The organism is Frateuria edaphi (assembly GCF_021117405.1).
In the GTDB taxonomy this organism is placed as follows: domain Bacteria; phylum Pseudomonadota; class Gammaproteobacteria; order Xanthomonadales; family Rhodanobacteraceae; genus Frateuria_A; species Frateuria_A edaphi.
This window is the reverse complement of the sequence record NZ_CP088251.1, coordinates 1,723,281-1,748,561: the sequence shown is the minus strand read 5'-3', so window position 1 is coordinate 1,748,561 and position 25,281 is coordinate 1,723,281. Positions and strand designations below refer to the sequence as shown.

Here is a 25,281-nt window from a genome sequence, read left to right as displayed (position 1 = left end):
GAGGATCGCCATGTCCCCGCGAACCGCCGCCACCGCGCCTGCCTGGCGCGACGGCCTGGAACACGAGTACGCCGAACTGGTGCAGCGGCTCGAACCGCTGCTGCCCTGCCTGGAGCTGCCGCTCCACCTGCCGTGGATCGACGCGATCAACGCGCTCAAGCGCGAGCGCGGCGCGGTGATCATGGCGCACAGCTACCAGTCGCCGGAGATCTTCCACGGCGTGGCCGACGTCACCGGCGATTCGCTGGCCCTGGCGCAGGCGGCGGCGGACTGCGAGGCCGACCTGATCGTGCTGTGCGGCGTCCACTTCATGGCCGAGAGCGCGAAGATCCTGGCGCCACGCAAGACCGTGCTGATCCCGGACCTCGAAGCCGGCTGCTCGCTCGCCTCGTCGATCACCGCCGCCGACGTGCGCGCGCTGCGTAAGCAATACCCCGGGGTGCCGGTGGTCAGCTACGTCAACACGTCCGCCGCGGTGAAGGCGGAGTCCGACGCCTGCTGCACCTCCGCCAACGCGGTGCAGGTGGTCGAGGCGATGGACTGCGGGCGGGTGATCTTCCTGCCCGACCGCTACCTCGGCCGCCACGTCGCCACGCAGACCGAGGTCGAGCTGATTCTCTGGCACGGCCAGTGCGAGGTGCACGAGAAGTTCACCGCGCAGGAGGCGCGCCATGCGCGCGAGCGCTACGACGCGAAGCTGGTGGCGCATCCCGAATGCCCGCCCGAGGTGCTGGCCGAGGCGGACTTCGTCGGATCGACCAGCGCCATGGGTCGCTGGCTGGAGCGCGAGAAGCCCGAGCGCGTGGCGCTGATCACCGAATGCTCGATGGCCGACAATCTGCGCACGCGGTTCCCGGCGACGCAGTTCATCAAGCCGTGCAACCTGTGCCCGCACATGCAGCGCATCACGCTGCCCAACATCCACGCCGCGCTGCGCGACATGAAACATGCGGTCGAGGTGCCCGCCGACATCGCCGCGCGTGCCCGTCGCGCGCTGGAACGCATGCTGGCAGTGGGCCGGCGCGAGACCGTGTGATGCGCGCCGACGCGCCGTTGCTGATCGTCGGAGCGGGCGTCGCCGGCCTTTCCACCGCGCTCGCCGCCGCGCCGCGGCCGGTGCGCCTGTTGTGCCGGGCGCACGAGGGCACGGGCAGCGCCAGCGCACTGGCCCAGGGCGGCATCGCCGCGGCGATGGATGCGGCAGACAGTCCCGCCGCGCATGCACGCGACACGCTGGCGGCCGGCGCCCACCATAACGATGCGGCCGCGGTGCGCTGGCTCACCGACATGGCGCCACTCACCGTCGACTGGCTTGCCGCGCAGGGCGTGGCATTCGATCGCCATCAGGACGGTACGCTGCGGCTCGGTCGCGAAGGCGGCCACGGCCTGCCGCGCATCGTGCATGCCGGCGGCGATGCCACCGGCGCGGCGCTGGTTCGCGCGCTGCGCACGCAGGCGCAACGCACCTCGCACATCCAGTGGCGCGGCGGTGTCGACGTCGAAGCCCTGTTGTGGCGGGACGACCGCGTGGCCGGCCTGCGCACGCGCGACGAGCGCGGCCGCGAGGAAACCCATCACGCCGCCCACGTGGTGCTTGCCACCGGCGGCATCGGCAGCCTGTTCGCACGCACCAGCAATCCGGCCGGCGCCGATGGCGCCGGTCTCGCCCTCGGCCTGGCCGCCGGGGCCGCGGCGCGCGACCTGGAGTTCGTGCAGTTCCACCCGACCGCGCTCGACCTGCCGCAGCTGCAGAGCCTGCCGCTGGTCACCGAAGCGCTGCGCGGCGCCGGCGCGCGGCTGCGCGACGCGCATGGCCGTCCGCTGATGGACGGCGTGCACCCGCTCGGCGACCTCGCGCCGCGCGACGTGGTTGCCCGGCGCGTGTGGATGGCCTGCCAGGAGGGAGGCGCCTGGCTCGATGCCACCGCCGTCACCGACTGGCCCGGTCGCTTTCCGACCGTGCTAGCCGCCTGTCTGGAGCACGGCATCGATCCGCGCACCGCGCCGATCCCGGTGACGCCCGCCGTCCACTTCCACATGGGCGGCCTGGCCACCGACCTCGACGGCGGCACCGGCGTGCCGGGCCTGCACGCGGTGGGCGAGGTGGCGTGCAACGGCGTGCACGGCGCCAACCGGCTCGCCAGCAACTCGCTGCTCGAAGGCGTGGCCTGCGGACGGCGGCTGGGCACGCGATTGGCGACGCTGCCATGGGCAAAGCGCGGGCAGGGCGCGATGCGCTGGATCGAGCGGGGTCCGTCGCTCGATGCCGACACGCTGACGGCGCTGCGCCAGCGCATGTGGACCGCCGCCGGCCCACAGCGCGATGCCGCCGCGTTGCGTGACGCGCTACGCCTGTGCGGACTCTGGCATGGCTGGCAGGCGAGGTTGGCCGAGGCGTTGTTGCTGGCAGCCCTGCGGCGGACCGAGAGCCTTGGTGCGCATTGCCGGAGGGATGCGCTGGCGGCGTAGCGCTCCGGCAAGGTATTGCCGTTTCGTCCTTCGGGAACATTCCCGCGCAAGCGGGGAAGGATCGATAGCGCGGCATCGCGATGCTCCGGGAGGAGCGGTAAAGCGGAACATTCCGAATCCGGGCCTTCTCCCGTTCCGCGGGGAAGGTGCCCGAAGGGGAAGGGACGCCCCGCCTCACACCCCCATGCGACCAAACCGCACACCCGACGCCCCCTTGACCCGAATCAAGGCCGCCGCGCAGGTCGCTGCCCAGACTCTCTCCACCTCCACCGAAGAACTCTCCATGACACGTCCTTCCTCGTTCGATCGCGAACAACTGCTTGCCTGCGCCCGCGGCGAACTGTTCGGCCCCGGCAACGCGCGCCTGCCGTCGCCGCCGATGCTCATGTTCGACCGCATCACGCACGTCGACGACCACGGCGGCGCGCATGGCAAGGGCGTGCTGCGCGCGGAGCTGGACATCCATCCGGAGCTCTGGTTCTTCGGCTGCCATTTCGCCGGCGACCCGGTGATGCCCGGCTGCCTCGGACTCGACGCGATGTGGCAGCTCTCCGGCTTCTTCCTGCCGTGGCTGGGCGAACCCGGCCGTGGCCGTGCGCTGGGCGTGGGGCAGGTGAAGTTCACCGGCCAGGTGCTGCCGAGCGCGAAGCTGGTGCGCTACGAGATCGACGTGCGCCGCGTGGTCCGCGGCAAGCTCAACCTGGTGGTGAGCGACGGCAAGACCTTCGTCGACGACCGCCTGATCTACGTGGCGACCGACATGCGGGTAGGCCTGTTCCAGTCGACGGAGAACCTCTGATGCGTCGCGTAGTGGTCACCGGAATGGGCATCGTCTCCTGCCTGGGGAACGTGGCGGACACCGTCGCGCGCGCCTTGCGCGACATGAAGAGCGGCATCCGCGCGATGCCTGACTACGCCACCCGCGGCCTGCGCAGCCAGGTCGCCGGGGTGCCGCACATCGACCTGGAGGCGGCGATCGACCGCAAGCTGCGCCGCTTCATGGGCGACGCGGCAGCCTACGCCTACGTATCGATGCGCTCGGCCATCGCCGATGCCGGTCTGACGCACGAGCAGGTCAGCCATCCGCGCACAGGCGTGGTGGCCGGCTCGGGCGGCGGCTCGGCGCACTGGCAGATCGAGACCGCGGACCTGCTGCGCGAGAGGGGCGTGCGTCGCGTCGGCCCGTACATGGTGCCGCGCACGATGTGTTCCACGGTGTCGGCGACACTCGCTACCACGTTCGGCATCCTGGGGCTGAGCTATTCGATCGCGGCGGCGTGCGCCACCTCGGCGCATTGCATCGGCGCGGCCGCCGACCTGATCCGCCACGGCGCGCAGGATGTGGTCTTCGCTGGCGGCGGCGAAGAGGAGCATTGGGGCATGACCGCGCAGTTCGACGCGATGGGCGCGCTCGCCAGTGGCCGCAACGACACGCCCACCGCCGCCTCGCGCCCGTACGACGCGGGCCGAGACGGCTTCGTCATCGCCGGTGGTGGCGGCATGCTGGTGCTGGAGGACTACGAGCACGCCAGGGCACGCGGCGCGCACATCCACGCCGAGCTGGTCGGTTACGGCGTAACCTCCGACGGCGCCGACATGGTGGCGCCGAGCGGGGAGGGCGCGGTGCGCTGCATGCAGATGGCGCTGGCCGACCTCCAGCGGCCGGTCGACTACGTCAACACCCACGGCACCGCCACGCCGCTGGGCGACATCATCGAGCTCAACGCGATGCGCGAAGTGTTCGGCGAGGCGATGCCCCCGCTGTCCTCGACCAAGGCGTTGACCGGCCATTCGCTCGGTGCTGCCAGCGTGCACGAGGCGATCTACAGCCTGCTGATGATGCGCGGCGGCTTCGTCGCCGGCTCGGCGAACATCGACACGCTCGATGAGCGCGCCCAGGGTTTCCCGATCCTGCGCGAAAGCCGCCCGGCGCGGTTGGCGACGGTGATGTCCAACAGCTTCGGATTCGGCGGCACCAACGCCAGCCTGGTGTTCGCGCGGGTATGAACCTCCCGCGGCGCATCCGCAAGCTCGCCCGCGCATCGACCACCGGCGAGGAGATCGCCAACAGCATCAGCCATGGGCTGGGCCTGCTGCTGGCGATCGCGGGCCTGCCGCTGCTCATCCTGGACGCGCTGCGGCGCGGCGGTGCGCTGCCGGTGCTCGGCGCGGCGGTGTTCGGCGGCAGCGCCATCGTGCTGTACCTGGCGTCAACCCTGTACCACGCCATCCCGCATGCACGCGCCAAGTCGATGCTGCGACGGTTCGACCACGCAGCCATCTACCTGCTGATCGCCGGAACCTACACGCCGATCGCGCTGGGCGTTCTGCGCGGCGGCGTCGGCTGGGCGCTGCTCGCCGTGATCTGGACGCTCGCGGTGGCTGGCGTGATCTTCAAGCTGCTGGTCGGCGCACGCTTCCATCGCCTCTCCACCGGCCTGTACGTGGCGATGGGGTGGCTTGCACTGGCCGCCATCCGCCCGCTGTGGCAGCACATGGCCCCCGGCGGGCTGGCCTGGCTGCTTGCCGGTGGCCTGGCCTACACCGTGGGCGTGGTGTTCTACCTGCTGCACGAGAAGCTGCGCTACAGCCATTTCGCCTGGCACCTGTTCGTGCTCGCCGGCACCGGCTGCCACTACTTCGCGGTGTGGCGTTACGCCCACTGATCGGGCGCGGGGCGCAGGCAGTCAGGCTCCAGCCACCTGCATCCCCGGCTCTCCGAACCAGTACCCGTTGCGCGCCCCGATTCGCGGGGGCGGTTGCGGCGAGCGCCGGGCCAGATGGAAGTGCGCCACGACCTCGGCCATCCCCTCCGCCTGCGGATAGAGCCGCAGCACGTCCACGTCCAGTTCGCGCAGCATCGGCAGCTCCGGCCCCAGGTCGGTGATCTCCTCGCCTTGGATCTGGATCCCGTTGATGCGCAGGAAGGGCTTGCCTTCGCGGGTGGCCAGGGGCAGGCCGTCGGGGTAGTCGATGCAGCGGAAGCCGCACTGGTCCTTGGGCACGTCCAGCGCGCGGGCGGTGAAACAGCGCGCGGAGAACGACAGCGGCAGGCGACCGAAGGCGATCACTTCCACCTCCGGCATCGCGCCGCCTTCGGCCAGCATCGCGTTGCGCAGTTCGCTGATCAGCGCATGGCCCTGTTCGACGCCAGGCACCCAGCGGCGCAGCCCGTCGTCCATCAGGAGCGCGAGTGCGCGGTGGTTGTAGACGTTGAGCGTGGGACCGGCGACGAACGGCACCCCGCGTTCGCGGCAGACCTGCACGGCGGACAGGTCGTTGGCTTCGATCCAGCCGTAGCCTTCGGCCACCAGTCGCTTGACCACGCCCACCTCCGATTCGGCCTCGATCAGCGCGAGCGAGGAAAGCACGACCTGTTTGCCGCTTCGGGCCAGTTCCGTGGCCAGGTCGATCCAGTCGCGGGTAGCCAGTTCCCGGCGTTTGCTGCACACCGTCTCGCCCAGGTAGATCACGTCGACCGGCCAATGCGCGGCTTCCCGGTAGAAGGCCAGCGTGCGTTCGCGCGGCCAGAAATACTGCAGCGGCCCGAGGCTGAGTTTCATGCGCTGCTCCTGCGTCAGTGCCAGCGGCGGTGGTAGGGACCGAGGGTGGTCTGGTGGCCTTCGGCATGGCGGGTCAGTGCCGTTTGCCATGCAGGCTGCGCCGACCAGGCATCGGGAGCGGCGCGGTAGCGATCCAGCGCATCGCGCCAGGTGTGGGTGACGGCGGTGACATAGGCCACGCCGCGCTGGCGGCCCTCGATCTTCAGGGCGGCGACGCCGGCCTTGGCCAGGCGCGGGAGCAGTTCGAGCGTGTTGAGGCTGGTCGGCTCCTCCAGCGCGTGGAAGGTTTCGCCGCCGACGTCGAAGCGGCCCTTGCACACGGTCGGGTAACCGGCCGGTTCGGACGGCTCGAACCTGTCGATCAGCACATCGTTGAGGCGCACGCTGCGGCGCCCGTCGTCGTGTTCGTCCCAGCGCACGTACTTCGCCGGGGAGCACACGCCGTGGCGGTTGGGCGAAGCGCCGGTGACATAGCTGGAGAGCTGGCAGCGCCCCTCGACCATGATGCACAGGCTGCCGAAGGCAAACACCTCCAGCGGCACCGGGCTGGTCTCGCACAGCCGCTCGACCTGCTGGATGGAGAGCACACGCGGCAGCACCGCGCGGCTGATGCCGAAGCGCTCGTGCATGTAGCGCAGCGCGGGCGCAGTGGTGGCCGAACTCTGCACGGAAAGGTGCCGCGCCATCGCCGGGTGCGTGCGCGAGGCGTAATCCAGTACCGCCAGTTCGGCCGCGATGATCGCATCGCAGCCCAGCACCGCGGCCTTGTCGACCGCTGCGTGCCATTGCGCCAGCCTCGCGCTGTCGGGGTAGGTGTTGAGCGCCAGGTAGACCTTGCGGCCGTGGGCGTGGGCATGGGCGATGCCTTGCTGCAGCTCCGCATCGGAGAAGTTGAGGCCGGGAAAGGCGCGGGCGTTGGTTTCGTCGCGCAAGCCCACGTAGACCGCATCGGCGCCCGCGGCGATCGCCGCCTGCAGGGCCGGCAGGTTGCCGGCGGGACAGACCAGTTGCATGCGCACCTCGGTATCCGTGGAAGTGCGCGCATCGTGGTCGCCGGAAGCGGACGCGGCGTTGACGTGGATCAGTTTGTCGCGGATCAAGGCACGCCCGTAGCCGATCGCTACCATCGCTCCTGAAGCGGCATCCGCCGCATGCAGGAGCTTGCCTCATGTCCTTGACGAAGCTGTCCATCGTCCTGCTCGGCGCCCTCGCGGTGGCCCCGGGTGCCGTCCGAGCCCAGCACGACCACGCCGCGCACGCGCACGTCACCCAGGCGGTGGCGCCGCCGGTGCAGCGGTGGGCCGCCGATGCGGCGCTGCGCGATGGCATGGGGCGCATCCACACCGCGCTGGAGGAGCTGCGCCACTACGAAATGGGCCACATGGACGCGACCATGGCGCTGGATCGCGTCGGCCTGATCGAACAGGCGACTACCGACATCTTCGCCAAGTGCAAGCTCGCGCCGGAACAGGACGCCGTGCTGCACGGCATGCTGGTGCCCCTGCTCGGCGCCGCGCAGAAGCTAAAGACCGATCCGCGGGACATGGCGCAGGTGCAGGCCATGCGCAACGCGGTGGCGGACTATCCGCGGTACTTCGACGACCCGGGCTGGGCGGTGGCCGGCGGGCACGCGCACTGAGCGTAAGCGCGGGTTGCGAAACGCCAGTGCGGAAGAGGGATGGCGGGTTGACGCCCACCCTGGCCGCGCCGCGTCGCAGGACGGCCTTCAGCCCCTGCCACGGCGGGGCCGAACAAACGCCACGGGCGCGCCTGACCTGCATCAGGACCGGCGCACCCGTCCGGCGCGAGCATCGCACCCGCGAATGAAAGGTGCGAAGACCGATGACCGATTACACCCAGGTATGGCAATGCATCGGCTGCGGCAGGATCGAAGCCCCGCAGCCGTGCATCGGCGTGTGCAAGGACCGCAAGGTCTTCATGGTCGGCAAGGACGAGCACGAACGCGTGCTGGCCGAGAACCATGCCTTGCGCGACCGGCTGGAAAACGCCCACGCCATGCTGCTGCGGTTCGGGCAGGCCAGGCCACGCGAGGGGCAATGGGAAAGCGCCTGGAACGCCCTGCAGCCGCAACTGCGCGAAGCGCTCGCGGTGCTGGCGGCCACGTAGCCGCAGGCGCCAGCCAGGGCGTCCGGGGAACCGGCGGCAGTACGCGCCTGACAAGGTCGATAGCGCAGTCCACCTTCATGCCACCGGTATTGTCGGCCGGCGCCCCGCACAAGCCGCTTGAAGCCGCGTCCACGATCGCGGAATTCGCTGCGCGGTGCCTTGGGCAACCTGTCCCGCAGCCGCTCTAGCGATTCCCGGCATGGGCGCCGAGTGCGCGCCACAACGCATCCACGCGCTCCTCCACCGCCGCATCCGGCGCAATCGGCATGCCCCACGCGCGGCTGGTCTCGCCCGGCCACTTGTTGGTCGCGTCGATGCCGAGTTTGGAGCCCATGCCCGCGACCGGGCTGGCGAAATCGAGGTAGTCGATCGGGGTGTTCTCCACCAGCATCGTGTCGCGCGCCGGATCCACCCGCGTGGCGATGGCCCAGATCACCTGCGACCAGTCGCGGACGTCGACGTCGGCATCGACCACGATCACGAACTTGGTGTAGGTGAACTGGCGCAGGTACGACCACACGCCCATCATCACGCGCCGTGCGTGGCCGGCGTACTGCTTGCCGATGGCGACCACCGCGACGCGGTAGGAGCAGGCTTCCGGCGGCAGATGGAAGTCGACGATCTCGGGGAACACCTTCTGCAGGATCGGCACGAAGATCTCGTTCAACGCCATCGCCAGCACCGAAGGCTCGTCGAACGGCGCGCGGCCCATGTAGCTGCCGTGGTAGATCGCGTCCTGGCGCAGGTGCATGCGCTCGATGGTGAGCACGGGGAAGTGGTCCTGTGCGTTGTAGTAGCCGGTGTGGTCGCCGAACGGACCTTCCAGCGCGGTGTCGTCCGGGTGGATGAAGCCTTCGAGCAGGATCTCGGCGCCGGCGGGCGCATCCAGCCCGGTCAGGTCGCTGCGCCACAGGCGCGTGCGTTCGGCGCGCAGCAGGCCAGCGAATTCATATTCGGAAAGCGTGTCCGGCACCGGCGCCACGGCGGCAAGCAGCGTGGCGGGATCAGCGCCGATCGCGACCAGCACGGGGAAGGGCTGGCCCGGGCGATCGATGCGCCAGTCGGCATAGTCCAGCGCACCGCCGCGGTGCGGCAGCCAGCGCATGATCACGCGGTTGCGGCCGATCACCTGCTGGCGGTAGATCGCCACGTTCTGCCGGCGCTTGGTGGTGCCGCGGGTGACCACCAGCCCCAGCGTGACCAGCCGTCCCGCGTCGCCCGGCCAGCAGTGCTGGATGGGCAGTCGGGCGAGATCGACGTCCTCGGCCTCGACCGTTTCGTGCAGGAAGGCCGCCTCGTCGACGTGGCGCGGCGCGACGTGCGCCAGTTGCGCCAGTTCGGGCCAGTTGGCGAGCGCCTGGCGCAGGTTGGCCGGCCAGCGCGGTTCCTTGATCGAGGCGAGCAACTGGCCCAGCTCGCGCAGGCTGGCGATCGGCCGGCCGGCGAGGGCCAGTTCGATGCGGCGGCGGTGGCCGAACAGGTTGCCGAGGAAGGCGTGGTCCGAGCCGACGGGGTGTTCCATCAGCAGCGCCGGTCCGCCTTCGCGCAGGGCGCGGTGGCAGAGCGCGGTGGTTTCCAGGTGCGGATCGACCGGCGCCTGCACGCGGGCGAGCTGGTGCTGGCGTTCGAGCTGGGCGAGGAAGGAGCGCAGGTCGTGGTGGCTCATGGCGGCGTCGGTGGCGTGTGGTGGTGCGAGGCTCGCCGGCATGGGAGCCTGGCGCCTTGACGCGCGTCAGTCGGAGCGTTGAAGCGCCGCCTGGAGGGACACGGTCGGGCCGCAACCGGTGCGCGCCGGCTAGCCGACCACGCACCGGTTGCGGCCCGACGCCTTGGCGCGATACAGCGCCGCATCGGCGCGGGCGACCAACGCCTCCGGGCCTTCGCCTGCATCGCGGGTCGCCAGCCCGATGCTCACCGTGACCTGCGCCGCGCCATCGGGCACCGGCACGTGCATCGTTGCGACAGCCAGGCGGATGCGTTCGGCGGTCGCCAGCGCATCGGTCGGGTCACAGGCAGGCAGCACGGCGAGAAATTCCTCGCCGCCGTGGCGCGCGGCCAGGTCGGAGGCGCGCAGCTCCCGCCGGAGCACCTGGGCGAGCGCCACCAGCACGCTGTCGCCGCCGGCATGGCCATGACGGTCGTTGACGCGCTTGAAGTGATCCAGGTCGAGCATCAGCACCGACAGCGGCTCGTTGCGGCGATCGGCATCCGCACAGGCCGCCTGCAGGCGGGCGGTGGCGTGGCGCCGGTTGGCCAGGCCAGTGAGCGGATCGTGCGCGGCGTCGCGACGGGCGGCGAGCAGGCGCACCAGCAGGCGCAACTGGGCCTGGCCGGTCCACGTGCCGACGGCCACGATCAGGCCGAACAGCCAGACCCGGTTCCACAGCAACGCATCGGCAGGCGCACCTTCCAGGGCAAGCAGCAAGGCGAGCTGGCTGGCTGCGAGCAGTGCCGCGAGCAGATTGCGCCACCACGGCAGCGGGAACAGCGCGAGCTGTGCGGCCATCAGGTAAGGAAACAGGCCATAACCGATCCGCAGCGAGTCCTCGTGCGGCGGTACCCGCCACTGCAGCAGTCCAAAGCCGACCGCCTGCAGCGCGAGCAGCAGCCACATGGCGGTGAAGCGTGGCAGTCGCCGGGCATGTTGCGACAAGGCGAGCAACCCGCCGGCGAGCGCCAGGCGCAAGACCAGTGCGGGCAAAGCGTCGGCAGCGCCGAGCGCCAACACGTCCAGCGGTATCCATGCCAGCGTGAGCGGCGCCAGCCACCGTGCGAAGGTCGTGGTGCGCAGGCGCACCAGTGCTTCGACGTGGGTCCGGCATTCGGGTGGTATGCGGCCACTGGCCGCGAGTGTGGCGGGGAGTCCGCGAACCGTGATCAGGCGAGTGGGTGCGTCCACGTACCGGTGGCCAGGCAGCGTTCCAGCGCGGCGCGCGCAGGGGCGATGTCGATCGAACGGGCAGCGAGCCAGCCCGGGTCGAACAGGGTTTCAGTGTAGCGTTCGCCCGGATCGCACAGCAGGCTGACGATGCTGCCGCGTTCGCCTCGCGCACGCATGGCTGCGGCCAACTGCAGGCAGGCGACAAGGTTGGTGCCCGACGAGCCGCCGTAGCGACGCCCGAGCAGGTCCTCGAGCATCCACGCCGCGGCCACCGAGGCGGTGTCCGGCACCTCGACCACGTGGTCGACCACCTCGAAAAGGAAGCCCGCTTCGACCCGCGGGCGACCAATTCCCTCGATCACCGTGGGCCGCCTGGCGACGGCGCCGCGATCGAGCGTGCGCCAGCCCTGCACGAAGCCGCTGCCGGACGGCTCGGCCACGCACAGGCGGGTATCGAGGCGTCGGTAGCGCAGATAGCGGCCGATGGTCGCGGAGGTGCCGCCGGTACCTGCGCCGCAGACGATCCAGGCCGGCATCGGCTGCGGCTCGCGCGCCATCTGCTGGATGATCGACTCGGCGATGTTGTTGTTGCCGCGCCAGTCGGTGGCGCGCTCGGCCAGTCCGAACTGGTCCAGGTGGCAGGCGCCGCGCGCCGCGTGTTCGGCGGCGCGGGCGTGCACTTGCGCGGGATCCTCGACCAGGTCGCAGCGGCCGCCGAGCGCCTGCACGTCGCGGATCTTGCGCGGCGCGGTGCAGGCGGGCATCACCGCGGTGAACGACAGGCCGAGCAGTCGCGCGAACCAGGCTTCGGAGATTGCGGTGCTGCCCGAGGAGGCGTCGACCACCGGCTGGCCTTCGTGCAGCCGGCCGTTGCACAACGCGTAGAGGTAGAGCGAGCGGGCCAGGCGGTGCTTCAGGCTGCCGCTGGGATGGGCGGCTTCGTCCTTGAAGTAGAAGTCGATCCCGGGAAAGCCGGGCAGGGCAAGCTTGAGCAGGTGTGTATCGGCCGAGCGCGCCGCTTCCTGCGCAAGCGAGGCGAGGGCGTCGTGCACCCATGCGCGGTCGTGGCTGGTGTGGTGCGGCTGCAAGGCGATGGGATGGTTCATGGCGGATATCACCGTGCTGCGGCCAGCGCACGCAGGCGCCGTCCGAGGTAATCGAAATAGCGGTCGATGTAGCTGATGCCGTTTTCGTGATCGATCAGGTACGGGTTCATCAACGTGTGGCGAAGGATCAGCAGGGAGTCTTCGTTGCCATCGAGCGCGAAGGGCTCCAGCCCCAGCGCGTCCAGGATGCGCCGGGTCTGCGCCTGGCCGAGCACGTCCGGGCGCAGGCTGGTGACCGAACCGAAGAACTCCTTCACCTGCAGCGGCTGGTGCACGTCGCAGCGCAGTTCGTCGTGCAGCGCGCGCACGAAGGCGTTGGCGGCCGCCGCGTCGCGGTTGCCGTGGGGGTTGAGCGCCAGGCACACCAGGTTGCTGTCGGGTGCAAAGGGCACCAGCACATGCACGCAGCCGGCCAACTCGTCCGCGCAGCGCTTTGCCCGCGCGTGGAAGGCCTCGGCCGCCTGCAGGGTGGCGCGCGGCAGGCGGCCGAAGTGGGCGTGGTCCAGCGGCAGCACCTTGTGCGTGACGTAGACCGCGGCGGCGGTCGCGCCCGGCTTGGAGCCTTCGGGGATGTACTGGCCGAGGTTGCGGTAGCGGGCGAGGTAGTCGGCCGGCGTGGCGCCGTGGAAGACGTAGTCGGCACGCTCGGCGAGCAACGCCATGGCGCGGTGGTCGCGGCAGACGAAGGCGCCGGCGCCGTAGGGCAGGTAGCCGAGCTTGTGCGGATCGACGGTGACCGAGTCGGTACCGCCCAGCGCGGCGAACGCGGCATGCACGTCGCGCGCCGGGAAATGCACGTAGTCGGCGGCGACTTCCTCGCGTGGCCTCAGGCTGCCGTCCTCGTGGCGAAACACCGTGGCGAGGTAGCCGCCCCAGGCGGCATCGACGTGCACGGCGAAATCCAGCCCGCTCGCGCGGCTCGCCTCGCGTGCCTCCAACACCTCGTGTACGGGATCGATGGTGCCGTATTCGGTGCCGCCCAACACTGCCACGCACAGCAGCACCGGCTCGCGCGCCCGGACCAGCCGCTGGAGCCGCTCGCCCAGGGCATCGGCGTCCAGCCGCATGTCGCGCGTGGGCAGCAGTTCGAGGTTCTCGCGGCCCAGTCCCAGCAGCTTGACGCCCTTGCTCCAGGAGTAGTGCGCGGTGATCGGCGCCAGCACGCGCGGCACGCGCAACTGCGGGTGCGCGGCAAAGAAGCCGGCCAGCCCGCGGTGTTCGACGCGTTCGGCCTCCACCCATGCACGCCATTGCGCGCGTACCGGCGACGCCAGCGTGGCCAGCCAGCGCTGCCACTGCTCAAGCAGGCCGATCGCCGCGGCCGGCGAGAGATTGAAGGCGGTCCAGTCGTCTTCGGGCAGGACCAGGTCCGGCACCCGTGCCGCGCGCAGCGCGACCGGGAACGCCTTCAGGGCCAGCGCCAGGCGCAGCGCCTGGTAGTTGGCGACGGTGCCGCCGGAGGTGAGGTGGCCGAACGCGCAGTCCGGCCGCGCGGGGTCGTGCGGGTAGCCGAGCATGCGCGCCAGCTGCAAGCCGGCCTGCACTTCCAGGTCGACGGTGACCGGCGCGGCATCCTCGCTGACGTTGTTGGGGTTGTAGGGCAGGGTGAGCATCTGCGCGGCCAGTCCGGGCAGCAGCAGGTCCGAGGCCATGTGGCCGATGTAGCGCGGGCTGTGGAACGGCACCGACTTCTTCAGCGCCGCCGAAAGCTGGTGCAGCTCGCGGCGCATGCGCGATTCGAAGGCGAGGTAGTCCGGATGGCTGGCGGCCGACGTGGCGATCGCCGGCGGGTCTTCCGGGTGGAAGTTTCGTCGCCAGTACACGTGGTCGCGCAGAAACTCGACCAGCAGCTTCTCCAGCAGCGTGTCGTTCTCGCCGTAGGGGCCGAGGAAGCAGGCGTCCAGCGTGTGGTCGCGCGGCGCTTCAGGGGGCAGGTCGAAGGCGGCGTTCACGCGATCCAACCGTGCAGCCAGCCGAGCGGATGATGCATGCGCGCGATCCCCAGGACGAATACGTAGGCCGCTACCGCGGCGAGCAGGAACAAGCGCCGCGCCCGCGGCGTGCGCGCGCGTTTGAGCGCGAGACTGCCGAGCACGACGTAGGCCACCACCAGCACCAGCTTCACCGTCAACCAGCCGTTGGCGAAGTAGCCCCGCGGAAGGATGGTCAGCAGCATCAGCGCGGCGGTAAGCAGCGTGGTGTCGATCGTGTAGCTGAGATAGCGCAGCGGCGCCCAGTGCGCCGCACCGGCGCGGCCGGCTTGCACCAGCAGCCCGCGCATCGCGAACAGCGCGCCGCTGAGCAGGACGCAGGCGATGTGGACGGCCTTGATCTGGGGATAGAACTCGAACATGGGAAACCGGAACCAGGGCTCGGTAAGGGCGGGGCCTGCCGGTCTTTCGGGTGTCATTCCCGCGAAAGCCGGAATCGCTTGCAGGTAGATCGAAGTGGTTCCCGCTTTCGCGGGGATGACGCTCGGCAGGATCGGATTTTTTTCTTCGACCAAAGGATCAGGGCGCGCCTCGCGGCGCGCCCTGATATCGGTCAAGCGTTCTCGCTCGCCGCCTGCGGCAGCGGCACCACCCTGGGCTCGCGTTTCCCACGGAGCCACAGCGAGGCCACGAACACGGAGGTCAGCAGTGCACCCACCGCGAACAGCGTGTCGCCCGGCACGCGCATCCACACCAGAAGGTGGATCAGCGGGCGGTCCATGAAGTGCTCCGAGCGGGCGAACCAGTAGCCGTGGTCGAGCACCGCGTCGAGCTGCAGGATGCCCAGCGGCAACAAGGTCAGCAGGGCCATCATCGACAGGCCGATGTTGAGCGACCAGAACGCACCTTTCAGCCAGCCTTCGCGCCAGTGCGCCTCCGGCTTGATGCCGCGCAGGCAGAACAGCATCAGGCCCAGTCCGAGCATGCCGTACACGCCCATCAGTGCGGTGTGGCCGTGCGTGGCCGTCAGGTTCAGGCCCTGCATGTAGTACAGCGCGATCGGCGTGTTGACCAGGAAGCCGAACAGGCCGGCACCGATCAGGTTCCAGAAACTCACCGCCACGAAGAAGATGATCGGCCAGCGATAGCGCGCCATCCACGGCGCGGCGTGCTGCTTCTTCCAGTTGTCGTAGGCCTCAAGTCCAATGAGCGCCAGCGGCACCACTTCCAGCGCGGAGAAGCTCGCACCCAGCGCGATGACCGCCGTGGTCGTGCCGGTGAAGTACAGGTGGTGCAGGGTGCCGAGCACGCCACCCGCCATGAACACGATGGTGGCGAAGAGCACGTTCACCGTCGCGCTGTGCACGCGCAGCAAGCCAAGGCGCACGAACAGGTAGCTGATCACCGCGGTGGCGAACACCTCGAAGAAGCCTTCCACCCACAAGTGCACCACCCACCAGCGCCAGTACTCGACCATCGCGATGTGGGTGTGCTCGCCCCACATCAGGCCGGCGCCATAGAGCAGGCCGATCGCGATGGTGGAGAGGAACAACAGGCCCACGATGTTGGAGGTCTCGTCGCGGCGCTTGATCGCCGGCCACAGTGCACGGCCGACCAGGAACAGCCACAGCATCAGCCCGATGAACAGGAAGATCTGCCAGAAGCGGCCGATGTCGGTGTATTCCCAGCCCTGGTGGCCGAACCAGAAGTTGTACTTCAGGCCCATCTTGTCCATCACCGCGAACCATTGGCCGGCGAAGGAGCCGACCACGATCAGGATCAGGCACACCCACAGGAAATTGACGCCCAGGCGCTGGAACTTCGGTTCATGTCCGCCGATCACCGGCGCGATGTACAGGCCCGTGGCGAGCCACGCGGTGGCGATCCACAGCACGGCCAGCTCGGTGTGCCAGGTGCGCGTGAGCGCATAGGGCAGGATGTTGGCCAGCGCGAAGCCGTAGGCCTGCTGGCCTTCCACCTGGTAGTGCGCGGTGGTCGCGCCAAGCAGGATCTGCGTGAGGAAAAGGCCCATCACCGTCCAGAAATACTTGGCGGTCGCCTTCATCGAGGGCGTGGGCTTGAAGTCGGCCAGCGGATCGCGCGCCGGCGGCACCGCCGGGCTTTCCTTGTGGCTCTGCACCGCATGGTGCCAGCCGAGCAGGCCGATGCCGAGGATCAGGAACAGGATGCTGAAGATCGACCAGATGAAGGTGGTGCCGCTGGGCTGGTTGCCCACCAGCGGATCGAATGGCCAGTTCTGCGTGTAGCTCACGCTGTGCCCGGGACGCTCGGCCGCGGCGGCCCAGCTGGTCCAAAAGAAGAACGCGGTGACGACGCGGCGATGCTCCATCTCGGCGATGGTGTTCTCGCGCATCGCGTAGCCCTCGCGCAGCTTGTGCGTGGCCGGGTCGTTACTGAACAGGCTGTCGTAGTGCCGCGCGACCACTTCCATCGCCTGCGCGCGCAGCGGCGACACGGTGATCGTGCCGTGCGCCGCGTCGTAGGTGTTGGTGCGCTCTTCCTGTTGCACGCGGGCCTTCAGCGCGGCCTGGCGGCCGGCATCGAGCGAGGCGAACGAGGCGGCGCCTTCGTCACGGGCAAGCAGCTCGAGCATGGTGGTCGCTTCGCGGTGCAGCCAGTCCGCGCTCCAGTCCGGCGCGACCAGCGCGCCGTGGCCCCAGATCGAACCCAGCTGCTGGCCGCCGATGCTCTGCCACACCTGCCGGCCAAGCTCGATGTCGGCCCGCGTGTAGAGCGTATGGCCGTCCGCGGTGACGACCGCCGAAGGCAGCGGCGGCGCCTGCTGATGGACTTCCTTGCCGACCCATAGCAGGACAGCGAACGAGGCCAGCAGCAAAGCCGCCAGCCCCAGCCAGAGTTTTCGGGTGGTGCTCATTGCGCGTCTCCTTGAGGACGCGCGCATGGTCAGGGGCAGGGCAGGGAGCGCTCTTGATTCAGGTCAGGCGGGAAGGGCGCGGGGGAGTGGGCGATTTGTCGCAGGGCCGGGGCACGCGCGTTCCCGAGCGATGCGCAGGGGCGGGGAAGGCAGCCGCCCTCGATAAGGTGGTGTTCTCGAGGGCAGCTGGCTTCAGGCGCAGCTATAGATTCCTGGCCAGGCGCACGCCGGTGAATTGCCATCGCTGGTGGGGGTAGAAGAAATTGCGATAGCTCGGCCTTACGTGGCCGCGAGGCGTGGCGCAACTTCCTCCACGAAGGACGAACTGCCCGGACATGAACTTGCCGTTGTACTCGCCAACCGCTCCCGCAGCCGGGCGAAATCCCGGATAGGGCAGGTAGGCAGAGGCTGTCCACTGCCATAGCTCGCCATACATCTGGCGAAGGGGCGCGTCGGAGGTATCGTCCTCTGGAATGCCCGGTGCCACGGATTCGAGAAAAGGCCCCTTCAAGGGATCAAGAAGCGCAGCCGCGGCTTCCCATTCCGCCTCGGTCGGCAGGCGTGCCCCGGCCCAACGTGCAAAGGCATCTGCCTCGTAATAGCTGACATGCCGCACCGGCGCGTGCTCGGCGAGCCCCACGGTACCTCGTGGCCCGAACTGGCTGCCCCAGTGCCCATCGGCGGCGCGCTGCCAGTACAGGGGCGCTTCGATGTGATCCTGCTTCACCCAGGCCCAACCATCGGACAACCACAGATCCGGATCCCGGTAGCCACCCGCGTCCACGAACGCGCGCCATTGGGCATTGGTCACCAGCCGGCTGGAGAGTGCGTGCGGCGAGAGCCATGTCGTGTGTCTGGGAGTTTCGCAGTCGAAGGCGAAGCCTGGACCATCGTGGCCGATTTCCACCGGGCCACATCGCCCGGTTACCCAGCGCAGCTCATGAGGCTCGCTGCTGTTGCCGGACGCACTCATGTCCCCGGGATGCCAGGCCGGAAGCAGCGGGTTGCTGCCAAAGAGGTGGAGGATGTCCGTTTGCAACAGTTCCTGGTGCTGCTGCTCATGGTGGCAACCCAGCTCGATGAGCTCGAGCAGACTTGGCGGAAGGCAAGCGAAATGGACCTTGATCGCCTGGGTCACGTGGGACCGGTACTGCATGATCTCGGCAAGGGACGGCCGCGTCAGCAGACCGCGCAGATGCCGCGCCAGGCGTGGTCCCTCCGCTTCGTAATAGCTGTTGAAGAGATAGTGATACCGGTGGTCAAACGGCACGTATCCGGCAACCCCTGTACGCAGCACAAAGGTCTCGAAGAACCAGGTCGTGTGCGCAAGATGCCACTTCGTGGGCGAGGCATCGGGCATCGACTGTACGCTGGCATCGGCATCCGAAAGCCCTTCGGCCAGTTGCTCCGTCTTCGAACGCACGCTGGCGAACTGCTCAAGCAGTCCTTTTGCCGCACTCAAGTCAAGCACAAACGCCATCTCCATCAGGTTGCGCGCTCGCCCCATCGAAGGCGTCGGCCCGCCCGGATTGACCGCGGATTTCATCAGGTCGGCAGAACCCCAGGCACGACCACCTTGGGCTCCTGGACACTGCGTGAGAATGCTGGAAGCGCACAGTTCCCTCATGTGCGGGTGGATGACTACCGCGTGGCCCACAGTGGCCGCCCTGTCCTTGCCGGGACACCAGCCTTTCGTGGCGTCCCGCCACGGTGGCGCACGTCCCTAGTCGGGTTCCCAAGGGTCGAGTTCGCCGTTGGTATCGAACGCGCCGTCGTCGTATTCATCCAGCAACAGGATCGATCGGCGTGCGAGCCATTTCTTGCGGCGGCGCTTGGACATGCCTTCGAGGCGATCGGAAAAATCCTCCTCGAAAATCACCTCTGCTCCCCCGTGAAGCCGGATCAACGGGTCGGCTATTTCGGCCGTCACCGCGAGGCGTTTCCTAGCGATGCCTAAGGTTCCGGTGGAGGTCCCGACGTTAGCTTCCGGAAGCGCCATCCATCAGCCTCGCTTCCAGTTGGGCGATCGTTCCGAGCAAACGATCGCGCTCTTCCTCATGAGAAGCGGCCAGCATGGCGCGTGAGCGCGCGATGGCCCGTACCCAAAGCGTCGCGGCAATCTGCTGGATCTCCGGCGGCGGCGCCCACGGGTCAGTCGATGGGCCGATGATGCGTCGCCCCAGGTCTTCCCACCAGGCGTCCAGGAGCCCCGCGACAACGTCATGCGACCCCGTGCCGATCAACGCTCGCACACGGTCGGGGCTCGGGCGTTCCCCGGCGACCAGGAGCATGTCTGCCGCCTCGGCAACGTCGGCCTGGGTCACGCCCGAATGCTCGTCCGGGCGTTTCATTGTTGGCGCGCTCGTGCGTTCAGTTCCTCCACCGTAAACACCGCCTCGGGCACGGCCTCCAGATGCGCGCGATCGATGGGTTCGCCATTGCCATCGGATACGCCATAGGTGTGTTCCCGTATTTTTTGCAGCGCCCGGTCGATGGAGGCGATCCGCTGCAGGTCGTGGGCCAGTATCGCTTCGTCGTTGGCCTGCTGTTCGAGTCGGTCGCCGTCGTCGACGGAATCCCGGGGTTCGCTGCCCGCGGCCATCTGCAAGGTGTCTTCCTCCTCACCGGCTGCGTCGCCACCGGCAATGAGCTGTGCGCGCAGCTGGAGCAGGCGCTCGCGCTGGCGCGCAATAAAGGCTTCGTCGAGGTTCTCGTGCTTGTTCATGGTCGCCTCCTGTAGGCATGGGTAAAGCTCGTCAGATCGGCACAATGTCGCCACCCGAAACGGCGAGCCGATATCGCACGAGTCGTTCTGCTTCCGGATTGGCGGTGGATACATGCGCACGGTCACCCCCGACGATCCTCAGGATCGTGGCGCCGGGCGCGAAATAGAGCTGGCCGGACCACTTGCGCTCCACGAGCAAGGTCAAAAGTGCCACGGTGTCCTGGCGAGCCGACTTGCCCAGCAGCAGCCCCGGCACTTCGTTCAGAGGGCGGGCTTCGTTGTGCGCCTGCCGATACGGTTCAGATGGGTCGCCCTCGTACTCGTCGTCCCAGATCCAGTCATCCAGCAGCAGCAATCCGCCCTCGAATGCGCCGAGGTCTTCCATCAGCGAGCCGACCAGGTCTGACAGCCTCACCGGAAGCGGCTGCAGGTCGAACTGGAAGTGGCTCTTTCCAAGCTCTTCAGTCGATGGCACCTCCGGCAGGCCGTTGTCAGCGAGCCACTGGATGCTTTCGGGGCGGGTCAGGAACCGTATCGCGAGGGCATCGCCGGCCGGAGTCGTGGTCTGTCCGGGCAGTGCGCCGAGATAGTCGCTCTTGCCCAGCCGCAGGCCCTCGTGGCGCAGGATCGAGTGGGCCACCGCGACATGGAAATAGAAGTTGGGCAGCAGCAGGGCGCGCAGGTAGTCCCCTCCGGACATGGCGGAGCCCGCGTGCCGGTATGACTGGTCGATCATCCGCGCCTGGCTGCCTTCGAACAGCTCCGGCGTCAATGTGCGCAGGTACGCGATCGTCTTTTCGATCCGGTGGCTGTATTCCCCGATCGTCCGTTCGTCGTCGGCAAACCAGGGCGCGTCCTGGCCGACCAGGCGGGCGGGACCGTTCTTCGCGTTGTCGCTGGCGATCTGGAACTGGCGGCCGAGGGGAAGCATGTCGTCCGCCAGGCGTGCCTGAAGCAGTTCTTCGGCGCTGAACTGGCCGGCGTCCACGGCCGCCTGCATCTTGTGCAGATACGACTGAAGGACGCCAAGCCCCCGCAACAGCGCGGGGACCGTGTCGTCATACATGTTGCTGGACATCGGAAGTCTCTCGATTGGATGGCCGGAACACCCGGTTGACGGCCGTGGACTTTCAAACGCTGCCGGGAACGGAGACAGCGGTTTTTCATCATCCGCCTTCGAGCGCATAGGGTCCTCCCCGCCGGATGGCGGCTCGGTAGGCCGGGCGGCTCTGGAGCCGGCGTACCCATGCATCGAGGTTCGGGAACCGGCTCCTGTCGGTCCGGACCGCCGCCAGTTCGCCGATGAAGCTCATCTGCACGTCCGCGGCGGAGAATGCGTTTCCCACCAGGTAGTCGCGCTCCGCGAGACTCCGGTCGATGTAATTCAAGTGGGTGTCCAGCTCGGTATCGACGCGCTCCTTGAGCGGGCGCCACATGCCTCCCAGGTACGAGGTCAACCCTTTCATGATCAGGGGCAGTGCCGCCGATCCTTCGGCGTAGTGCAGCCATTGCACGTACTGGTCGTAGAGCCAGCTGTCCGGTGGGGGCGCGAGCCTGCCCCGGCCATGGCGGCGGACGATGTAGTCGACGATCGCGCCGGACTCGGCCACCGGGCGGTCCTCGTCGGTTATCACGGGAGATTTCCCAAGCGGATGGACCGACTTCAGTTCCTCCGGGGCGAGGTGGCTTCGCCCTTCGCGTTCGTAGAACCTGATCTCGTAGGGCACGTCCAGTTCTTCCAGCAGCCAGAGGATGCGTTGGGAGCGCGAATTGCTGAGGTGGTGGACGACGAGCATGGATCAGCCGGTTTCGAGTTCGTCGCAGGCCTTCTCCATGGCGCGGATGTGGGTGGCGTCATCGACCCGCCGGGCGGTGGCGATCGCGGTCTCGCTGCGATTCGTGACAATGTCCGAGCCCTTGCACAGCGTCCGGCTCACCGGGCAGCGATCCGCCGCGATCAGCAGTAGTTTCCTCTGGTCCTCGGTTATCGCTCCGTCGATGAAAATCGAGCGCTCGAACACGTCGCGTTGCGAGGCACCGTCGCGATGGTGCGTGACCATGACCTGCACGTGTGACACGCCGATCGACTTCCGCCGGGCGTAGAGCTTGATGGTCATGACCGTGCACGCTCCAAGTGCGGCGCCGAGCAGATCGAACGGTCCCGGGCCGGAAGCCATGCCACCCGACGCGATCGGCTCGTCGGAAAGAAATGAGGCCCCCTGCGCGCGTACTTCTACCTGGAACAGTCCCAGCCCGGTGTCTTCGATGATCACGGGATGCCTAGTCATGCGGACGACCTCGATGGTTTGTGAGACAGATGCCCGGTCGCGTGCCCGGACGTGGTCATGGCTGATCGCCGGTCGCGAGCGTCGCGGGATCGCCATCGGGCATCGGCGCCGCTTCCTGCCGGGTTCGCCGGCGGTATGCCGTGGGGTCCACGCCATAGCGCTGCCGGAATCGCGAACTGAAATGGCTGCGGCTGGCAAAGCCCACGGCCGTTGTGATCGATGCGATGGAAGCCTCGGTGGTGGCGATCAGGTCGCGTGCCTTGGCAAGGCGAGCGCGCGTCACGAACTCGATCGGTGTCGTGCCGGTGGTTTCAACGAATGCCTTGGCGAACGCGGATCGGCTCATGCAGGCGGCCTTCGCCAGCGATGCCACCGTGTGCATCGCCGCCGGCTGCGAGAAGATCGCGATGACCGCCCGGCCGACGCCGGGCTTGACGAGGATCGCCGGCGAGCTGCCCGGGCGGTGCAGTTGATCCAGATCGTGCCGCAGCAGCTCGACCAGGCAGGCCTTCATCAGGGTGTTGGCGAGCGTCTGGGAGCCGGCGGTGCGGAACCTGCTCTCGTCGAGCATGGTTTCGAACGCGCTCCTGATGAACACGTCGTTGTCCGGCCTGGCGCTGATGGGGCGGACCAGCCCGTCGAACGCGTCGAAACCGTTGGCGAAGCCGATCTGGATCCGACCGCACAACACGCGGATCTCGTACTCGTCGCCGGCGAAGGCATCCAGATACATGAGGTTGTGGATCCCCATGCGGATGGTCTCCTGGGCGCTGTACGTGCGGATGACCGGTTCCTTGCCTGTCAGCGTGCGCGACAGGTTCTTGGGCAGCAGGACGATGCTCCCCGGTGGCGATACCAGGGGTTCGCTGCCGTCGACGGACAGGTGCAACGTGCCCTTGAGCACATACATGATCTTCAGGTCGGAAATCGCCGGGATGACGAGCGCCGCATCCCGCGCGATCCGGCATATGGCGAAGGCCTCGATGCGCACATCCATCGAATCGAGGAGCCGTTCCGCCAACGATGCGGGCGGGTACGGCGGAAGCGACGCGGCCGGATCGCGCCTGAACAATTTGTCGAAATCGGTGCTTCTCATAAGAGCGCAATCGTGCGTTTGGATTGATCGGACCCTTTCGGGTTTAGCCCGCAGCCGACGCGCGGGCAGGGCGAGCCGGGCGTTGGACCGCGCCGTCGTCGAGGTGCTGCTTCGACGCGCTCGACGCATGGGTGCTCATCGAGCGGGGCTGGACCGGTACAGATGAGGCTGGCCCGGCCACCCTCCGCCGCGCTCGAGCAGGATGCTCCCGGACGCGACGGACGTCATCCCGCGATCTCTCGCCAGGAACGTTCGGCGCCCTCACGGGCGCATGCGGATGATCGTCTTCCCCGTGTGTCGCACGGTCGGGTTGAAGGCAGAGACGGCGTTGCCGAGGGTCGAGACGGTACCGATGTTCGTCCGCAGCCGTCCGCTCCGCACCCGCTGGACGATTTCGATCAGCTGGGAGCGATCGGACTCGACGACGAAGTCGATGGCCAGGCCCTCGCTGGGCATGGCTTCCACCGGTCCGACGATCGAGACCAGTGTTCCGCCCGCGCGAACCAGGCCCGCGGATCGCTTCCCGATGTCGCCGCCGATGAGATCGAACACCAGGTCGACCTTGCCGACGTCTTCGAGCTTGTCGTTTTCGAGATCGACGAATTCCTTCGCGCCGAAGTCGAGCGCCGTCTGGCGGTCGGCGGCGCGCCCGGTGCCGATGACGTAGGCGCCGGCCTCCCGCGCGAGTTGCGCCACCATCGACCCGACGGCGCCGGCCGCACCGTGTACAAGAACGCTCTGGCCCGCCTGGAGGCGGCCGTGCTGGAACAGTCCCTGCCACGCGGTCAGGCCCGAGATCGGCAGACTCGCGCCCAACGTGAAGTCGACATCGCCCGGCAGTGGCGCAAGGTTGCGTGCTTCCATGGCGACGTACTCGGCCAGGGTGCCGTCGCGATACCAGTCTGCGAGTCCGAAGACGCGCTGTCCCACCGACAGGCCGGTGGTGCCATAACCCAGGGCCGTGACCACGCCGGCCAGCTCGTGCCCTGGGATCGACGGTGTCCGCCCCCGGCCGTGGCGATCGGTCCATGTCGAGGGCCACGCCAACTCGGTCGGGACGAATCCCGAGGCGTGAACCTCGACGACCACGTCGTTGATCGCCGGCTGCGGTTCCGGCCGCTCCACGAGTGTCATCCCCGCCGTTCCGGCGGCCTGGTCCGTCACCACTATCGCCTTCATGAGCATTGCCTCCTCGGCCGTTCTCTATTGGGGAATGTTGCAGGGGTTGGGTAGCCCGGGCGTGCAGCCACGCCATCGTCGCAGATGCTTCCCGGGGAAGGAGCCTGGAGCGATCGTCGGGTTTGCGGTGCGCGAACGGAATGTTGCGCGCTCGAAGCGGAGTGCTGCGCATGGATGGCGCACGTCCGGCGTTCATCGAGCGGGCAGGGATCTTCGACCTGGCTAGTCTGTCGCGGCGCCAGAGGCCAGACAACCCGGCTTCGCCGCATGCGCGTGCGGCTTCGTCCAATTGCCGTGCCTGCCCGTCCGAGATTGCGCCGGGACGTCCAGGAACGCTGGCAACCGGCCATCCGGCGCGCTCACACTGTCGACGTTCCTCGATAACCAGTGGTGCTCGATGAGCGTCACGCGTGGCAGGTTCGAGATCGAAAACGCGAGGAGGGCAAGCGCATGAATCAGTTGAAGGGTGGCCGGCGGAACTTCCTGACCCAGGCAGGCGTCGCGACGCTCGGCGTCGCTACCGCGGGGCTTTTCACCGGCAAGGCAGTGGCGGCCACGACGGTTCGTCCGGGCGACGTCGGGGTCATCCAGACCGCACTGGCGCTCGAGCATGAAGGGATCGCCGCCTACCGCATCGCGGGCAAAAGCGGGTTGCTTTCCCCTGGAACGCTCAAGCTCGCGCTCGTCTTCATGGGCCACCACCAGGCGCATCGCGATTCGTTGGCGAGACTCGTCGCAACGGCCGGTGGCAAGCCCGTCGAGCCCAAGACGGACTCCCAGTACATCGCCGAGCTCAAGCTTGGATCGCTCAAGTCCGAGGGTGATGTCGTCGCGCTGGCAACCATGCTCGAGCGCGGTGCAGCCAGCGCGTACATCGGCCAGATCCAGGCACTCAAGGATCCTGGCCTCGCGAAGCTGTTCGCCTCGATTTCCGCCGACGAGGCCATTCATTGGACCACGCTCAACAACGCAGCAGGAACGCCGATCCCCACCTCGGCTTACGTATTCGGCTGAGCGGGC

25 protein-coding genes are annotated in these 25,281 nt (G+C 68.4%); 8 read left to right on the top strand and 17 right to left on the bottom strand.

Annotated features, from left to right (window positions below; genetic code table 11):
• Positions 1–10: 10 nt before the first annotated feature.
• From nadA to trhA, 5 genes are all read left to right on the top strand, one after another.
• The gene (gene nadA, locus LQ772_RS08305; protein ID WP_231325677.1) at positions 11–1,036 is read left to right on the top strand and encodes a quinolinate synthase NadA; all 1,026 of its coding nucleotides are present in this window, start codon (positions 11–13) and stop codon (positions 1,034–1,036) included.
• Positions 1,036–2,469 carry an L-aspartate oxidase gene (locus tag LQ772_RS08300; RefSeq protein WP_231325675.1) on the top strand — a complete coding sequence of 478 codons (1,434 nt, stop codon included), beginning with the start codon at positions 1,036–1,038 and terminating at the stop codon, positions 2,467–2,469. The genes nadA and LQ772_RS08300 overlap by 1 nt, the downstream gene beginning before the upstream one ends.
• Positions 2,470–2,752: 283 nt before the next feature.
• Positions 2,753–3,268 (top strand): 3-hydroxyacyl-[acyl-carrier-protein] dehydratase FabA, encoded by a 516-nt coding sequence (gene fabA, locus LQ772_RS08295; protein ID WP_231325674.1) that lies wholly within the window; start codon positions 2,753–2,755, stop codon positions 3,266–3,268.
• Positions 3,268–4,476 carry a beta-ketoacyl-ACP synthase I gene (fabB, locus tag LQ772_RS08290; RefSeq protein ID WP_231325672.1) on the top strand — a complete coding sequence of 403 codons (1,209 nt, stop codon included), beginning with the start codon at positions 3,268–3,270 and terminating at the stop codon, positions 4,474–4,476. The genes fabA and fabB overlap by 1 nt, the downstream gene beginning before the upstream one ends.
• Complete coding sequence (gene trhA / locus LQ772_RS08285; protein ID WP_231325670.1) at positions 4,473–5,135, top strand: PAQR family membrane homeostasis protein TrhA; 663 nt, start codon at positions 4,473–4,475, stop codon at positions 5,133–5,135. Before fabB ends, trhA begins: the two co-directional genes overlap by 4 nt.
• A gap of 21 nt (positions 5,136–5,156) precedes the next feature.
• On the opposite strand, the gene LQ772_RS08280 is transcribed toward trhA, so the two are convergent.
• Both LQ772_RS08280 and ubiU read right to left on the bottom strand, forming a co-directional pair.
• On the bottom strand, positions 5,157–6,032 hold the full coding sequence (locus LQ772_RS08280) for a U32 family peptidase (RefSeq protein ID WP_231325668.1): 876 nt from the start codon (positions 6,030–6,032) through the stop codon (positions 5,157–5,159).
• A 14-nt stretch (positions 6,033–6,046) separates the two neighbouring features.
• Positions 6,047–7,159, bottom strand: a complete 1,113-nt coding sequence (gene ubiU, locus LQ772_RS08275; protein WP_231325666.1) for a ubiquinone anaerobic biosynthesis protein UbiU — start codon at positions 7,157–7,159, stop codon at positions 6,047–6,049.
• 41 nt (positions 7,160–7,200) lie between these two features.
• Here ubiU and LQ772_RS08270 point away from each other — a divergent pair, with 41 nt between their 5' ends.
• Both LQ772_RS08270 and LQ772_RS08265 read left to right on the top strand, forming a co-directional pair.
• The gene (locus LQ772_RS08270) at positions 7,201–7,671 is read left to right on the top strand and encodes a DnrO protein (RefSeq protein ID WP_231325665.1); all 471 of its coding nucleotides are present in this window, start codon (positions 7,201–7,203) and stop codon (positions 7,669–7,671) included.
• Positions 7,672–7,874: 203 nt separating this feature from the next.
• Positions 7,875–8,159: a hypothetical protein gene (locus tag LQ772_RS08265; RefSeq protein WP_231325663.1), complete on the top strand. Its 285-nt coding sequence runs from the start codon at positions 7,875–7,877 to the stop codon at positions 8,157–8,159.
• A 184-nt stretch (positions 8,160–8,343) separates the two neighbouring features.
• Here the strand turns inward: LQ772_RS08265 and LQ772_RS08260 are convergent, their stop codons facing one another.
• The 15 genes from LQ772_RS08260 to LQ772_RS08190 form a co-directional block, all read right to left on the bottom strand.
• The gene (locus LQ772_RS08260) at positions 8,344–9,825 is read right to left on the bottom strand and encodes a UbiD family decarboxylase (protein WP_231325661.1); all 1,482 of its coding nucleotides are present in this window, start codon (positions 9,823–9,825) and stop codon (positions 8,344–8,346) included.
• Positions 9,826–9,954: 129 nt separating this feature from the next.
• On the bottom strand, positions 9,955–11,058 hold the full coding sequence (locus LQ772_RS08255; RefSeq protein ID WP_231325660.1) for a GGDEF domain-containing protein: 1,104 nt from the start codon (positions 11,056–11,058) through the stop codon (positions 9,955–9,957).
• Positions 11,037–12,146 (bottom strand): PLP-dependent cysteine synthase family protein, encoded by a 1,110-nt coding sequence (locus LQ772_RS08250; RefSeq protein WP_231325659.1) that lies wholly within the window; start codon positions 12,144–12,146, stop codon positions 11,037–11,039. Before LQ772_RS08250 ends, LQ772_RS08255 begins: the two co-directional genes overlap by 22 nt.
• Before the next feature lie 8 nt (positions 12,147–12,154).
• Complete coding sequence (locus tag LQ772_RS08245) at positions 12,155–14,098, bottom strand: pyridoxal phosphate-dependent decarboxylase family protein (protein ID WP_231325658.1); 1,944 nt, start codon at positions 14,096–14,098, stop codon at positions 12,155–12,157.
• On the bottom strand, positions 14,095–14,499 hold the full coding sequence (locus tag LQ772_RS08240; protein ID WP_231325975.1) for a SirB2 family protein: 405 nt from the start codon (positions 14,497–14,499) through the stop codon (positions 14,095–14,097). The genes LQ772_RS08245 and LQ772_RS08240 overlap by 4 nt, the downstream gene beginning before the upstream one ends.
• A gap of 191 nt (positions 14,500–14,690) precedes the next feature.
• The gene (locus tag LQ772_RS08235; protein WP_231325657.1) at positions 14,691–16,973 is read right to left on the bottom strand and encodes a nitric-oxide reductase large subunit; all 2,283 of its coding nucleotides are present in this window, start codon (positions 16,971–16,973) and stop codon (positions 14,691–14,693) included.
• 202 nt (positions 16,974–17,175) lie between these two features.
• Positions 17,176–18,459 (bottom strand): ergothioneine biosynthesis protein EgtB, encoded by a 1,284-nt coding sequence (gene egtB, locus LQ772_RS08230; RefSeq protein WP_231325973.1) that lies wholly within the window; start codon positions 18,457–18,459, stop codon positions 17,176–17,178.
• A gap of 237 nt (positions 18,460–18,696) precedes the next feature.
• Positions 18,697–18,972, bottom strand: coding sequence for a hypothetical protein (locus LQ772_RS08225; protein WP_231325656.1), 276 nt, complete (start codon positions 18,970–18,972; stop codon positions 18,697–18,699).
• The gene (locus LQ772_RS08220; protein WP_231325655.1) at positions 18,953–19,324 is read right to left on the bottom strand and encodes a DNA-binding protein; all 372 of its coding nucleotides are present in this window, start codon (positions 19,322–19,324) and stop codon (positions 18,953–18,955) included. Before LQ772_RS08220 ends, LQ772_RS08225 begins: the two co-directional genes overlap by 20 nt.
• Positions 19,321–19,698: a TraR/DksA family transcriptional regulator gene (locus tag LQ772_RS08215; RefSeq protein ID WP_231325654.1), complete on the bottom strand. Its 378-nt coding sequence runs from the start codon at positions 19,696–19,698 to the stop codon at positions 19,321–19,323. Before LQ772_RS08215 ends, LQ772_RS08220 begins: the two co-directional genes overlap by 4 nt.
• A 31-nt stretch (positions 19,699–19,729) precedes the next feature.
• Positions 19,730–20,776, bottom strand: a complete 1,047-nt coding sequence (locus LQ772_RS08210) for a DUF1993 domain-containing protein (RefSeq protein ID WP_231325653.1) — start codon at positions 20,774–20,776, stop codon at positions 19,730–19,732.
• Positions 20,777–20,864: 88 nt separating this feature from the next.
• Entirely contained in the window at positions 20,865–21,494 is a 630-nt protein-coding gene (locus tag LQ772_RS08205) for a glutathione S-transferase family protein (protein ID WP_231325652.1), read from the bottom strand.
• Between the two features lie 3 nt (positions 21,495–21,497).
• Positions 21,498–21,971 (bottom strand): OsmC family protein, encoded by a 474-nt coding sequence (locus tag LQ772_RS08200; RefSeq protein WP_231325650.1) that lies wholly within the window; start codon positions 21,969–21,971, stop codon positions 21,498–21,500.
• A gap of 70 nt (positions 21,972–22,041) precedes the next feature.
• On the bottom strand, positions 22,042–23,082 hold the full coding sequence (locus LQ772_RS08195) for a helix-turn-helix domain-containing protein (RefSeq protein ID WP_231325649.1): 1,041 nt from the start codon (positions 23,080–23,082) through the stop codon (positions 22,042–22,044).
• 261 nt (positions 23,083–23,343) lie between these two features.
• Positions 23,344–24,261: an NADP-dependent oxidoreductase gene (locus tag LQ772_RS08190; RefSeq protein ID WP_231325647.1), complete on the bottom strand. Its 918-nt coding sequence runs from the start codon at positions 24,259–24,261 to the stop codon at positions 23,344–23,346.
• Positions 24,262–24,711: 450 nt separating this feature from the next.
• On the opposite strand from LQ772_RS08190, the gene LQ772_RS08185 reads away from it, so the two are divergent.
• Complete coding sequence (locus LQ772_RS08185) at positions 24,712–25,275, top strand: ferritin-like domain-containing protein (protein WP_231325645.1); 564 nt, start codon at positions 24,712–24,714, stop codon at positions 25,273–25,275.
• Positions 25,276–25,281: the final 6 nt, after the last annotated feature.

Coding starts and splice junctions, on each gene's coding strand:
- nadA (WP_231325677.1), top strand. CDS start 11: ATGTCCCCGCGAACCGCCGCCACCGCGCCTGCCTGGCGCGACGGCCTG.
- LQ772_RS08300 (WP_231325675.1), top strand. CDS start 1,036: ATGCGCGCCGACGCGCCGTTGCTGATCGTCGGAGCGGGCGTCGCCGGC.
- fabA (WP_231325674.1), top strand. CDS start 2,753: ATGACACGTCCTTCCTCGTTCGATCGCGAACAACTGCTTGCCTGCGCC.
- fabB (WP_231325672.1), top strand. CDS start 3,268: ATGCGTCGCGTAGTGGTCACCGGAATGGGCATCGTCTCCTGCCTGGGG.
- trhA (WP_231325670.1), top strand. CDS start 4,473: ATGAACCTCCCGCGGCGCATCCGCAAGCTCGCCCGCGCATCGACCACC.
- LQ772_RS08280 (WP_231325668.1), bottom strand. CDS start 6,032: ATGAAACTCAGCCTCGGGCCGCTGCAGTATTTCTGGCCGCGCGAACGC.
- ubiU (WP_231325666.1), bottom strand. CDS start 7,159: ATGGTAGCGATCGGCTACGGGCGTGCCTTGATCCGCGACAAACTGATC.
- LQ772_RS08270 (WP_231325665.1), top strand. CDS start 7,201: ATGTCCTTGACGAAGCTGTCCATCGTCCTGCTCGGCGCCCTCGCGGTG.
- LQ772_RS08265 (WP_231325663.1), top strand. CDS start 7,875: ATGACCGATTACACCCAGGTATGGCAATGCATCGGCTGCGGCAGGATC.
- LQ772_RS08260 (WP_231325661.1), bottom strand. CDS start 9,825: ATGAGCCACCACGACCTGCGCTCCTTCCTCGCCCAGCTCGAACGCCAG.
- LQ772_RS08250 (WP_231325659.1), bottom strand. CDS start 12,146: ATGAACCATCCCATCGCCTTGCAGCCGCACCACACCAGCCACGACCGC.
- LQ772_RS08240 (WP_231325975.1), bottom strand. CDS start 14,499: ATGTTCGAGTTCTATCCCCAGATCAAGGCCGTCCACATCGCCTGCGTC.
- LQ772_RS08235 (WP_231325657.1), bottom strand. CDS start 16,973: ATGAGCACCACCCGAAAACTCTGGCTGGGGCTGGCGGCTTTGCTGCTG.
- egtB (WP_231325973.1), bottom strand. CDS start 18,459: ATGGAGATGGCGTTTGTGCTTGACTTGAGTGCGGCAAAAGGACTGCTT.
- LQ772_RS08225 (WP_231325656.1), bottom strand. CDS start 18,972: ATGGCGCTTCCGGAAGCTAACGTCGGGACCTCCACCGGAACCTTAGGC.
- LQ772_RS08220 (WP_231325655.1), bottom strand. CDS start 19,324: ATGAAACGCCCGGACGAGCATTCGGGCGTGACCCAGGCCGACGTTGCC.
- LQ772_RS08215 (WP_231325654.1), bottom strand. CDS start 19,698: ATGAACAAGCACGAGAACCTCGACGAAGCCTTTATTGCGCGCCAGCGC.
- LQ772_RS08210 (WP_231325653.1), bottom strand. CDS start 20,776: ATGTCCAGCAACATGTATGACGACACGGTCCCCGCGCTGTTGCGGGGG.
- LQ772_RS08205 (WP_231325652.1), bottom strand. CDS start 21,494: ATGCTCGTCGTCCACCACCTCAGCAATTCGCGCTCCCAACGCATCCTC.
- LQ772_RS08195 (WP_231325649.1), bottom strand. CDS start 23,082: ATGAGAAGCACCGATTTCGACAAATTGTTCAGGCGCGATCCGGCCGCG.
- LQ772_RS08190 (WP_231325647.1), bottom strand. CDS start 24,261: ATGAAGGCGATAGTGGTGACGGACCAGGCCGCCGGAACGGCGGGGATG.
- LQ772_RS08185 (WP_231325645.1), top strand. CDS start 24,712: ATGAATCAGTTGAAGGGTGGCCGGCGGAACTTCCTGACCCAGGCAGGC.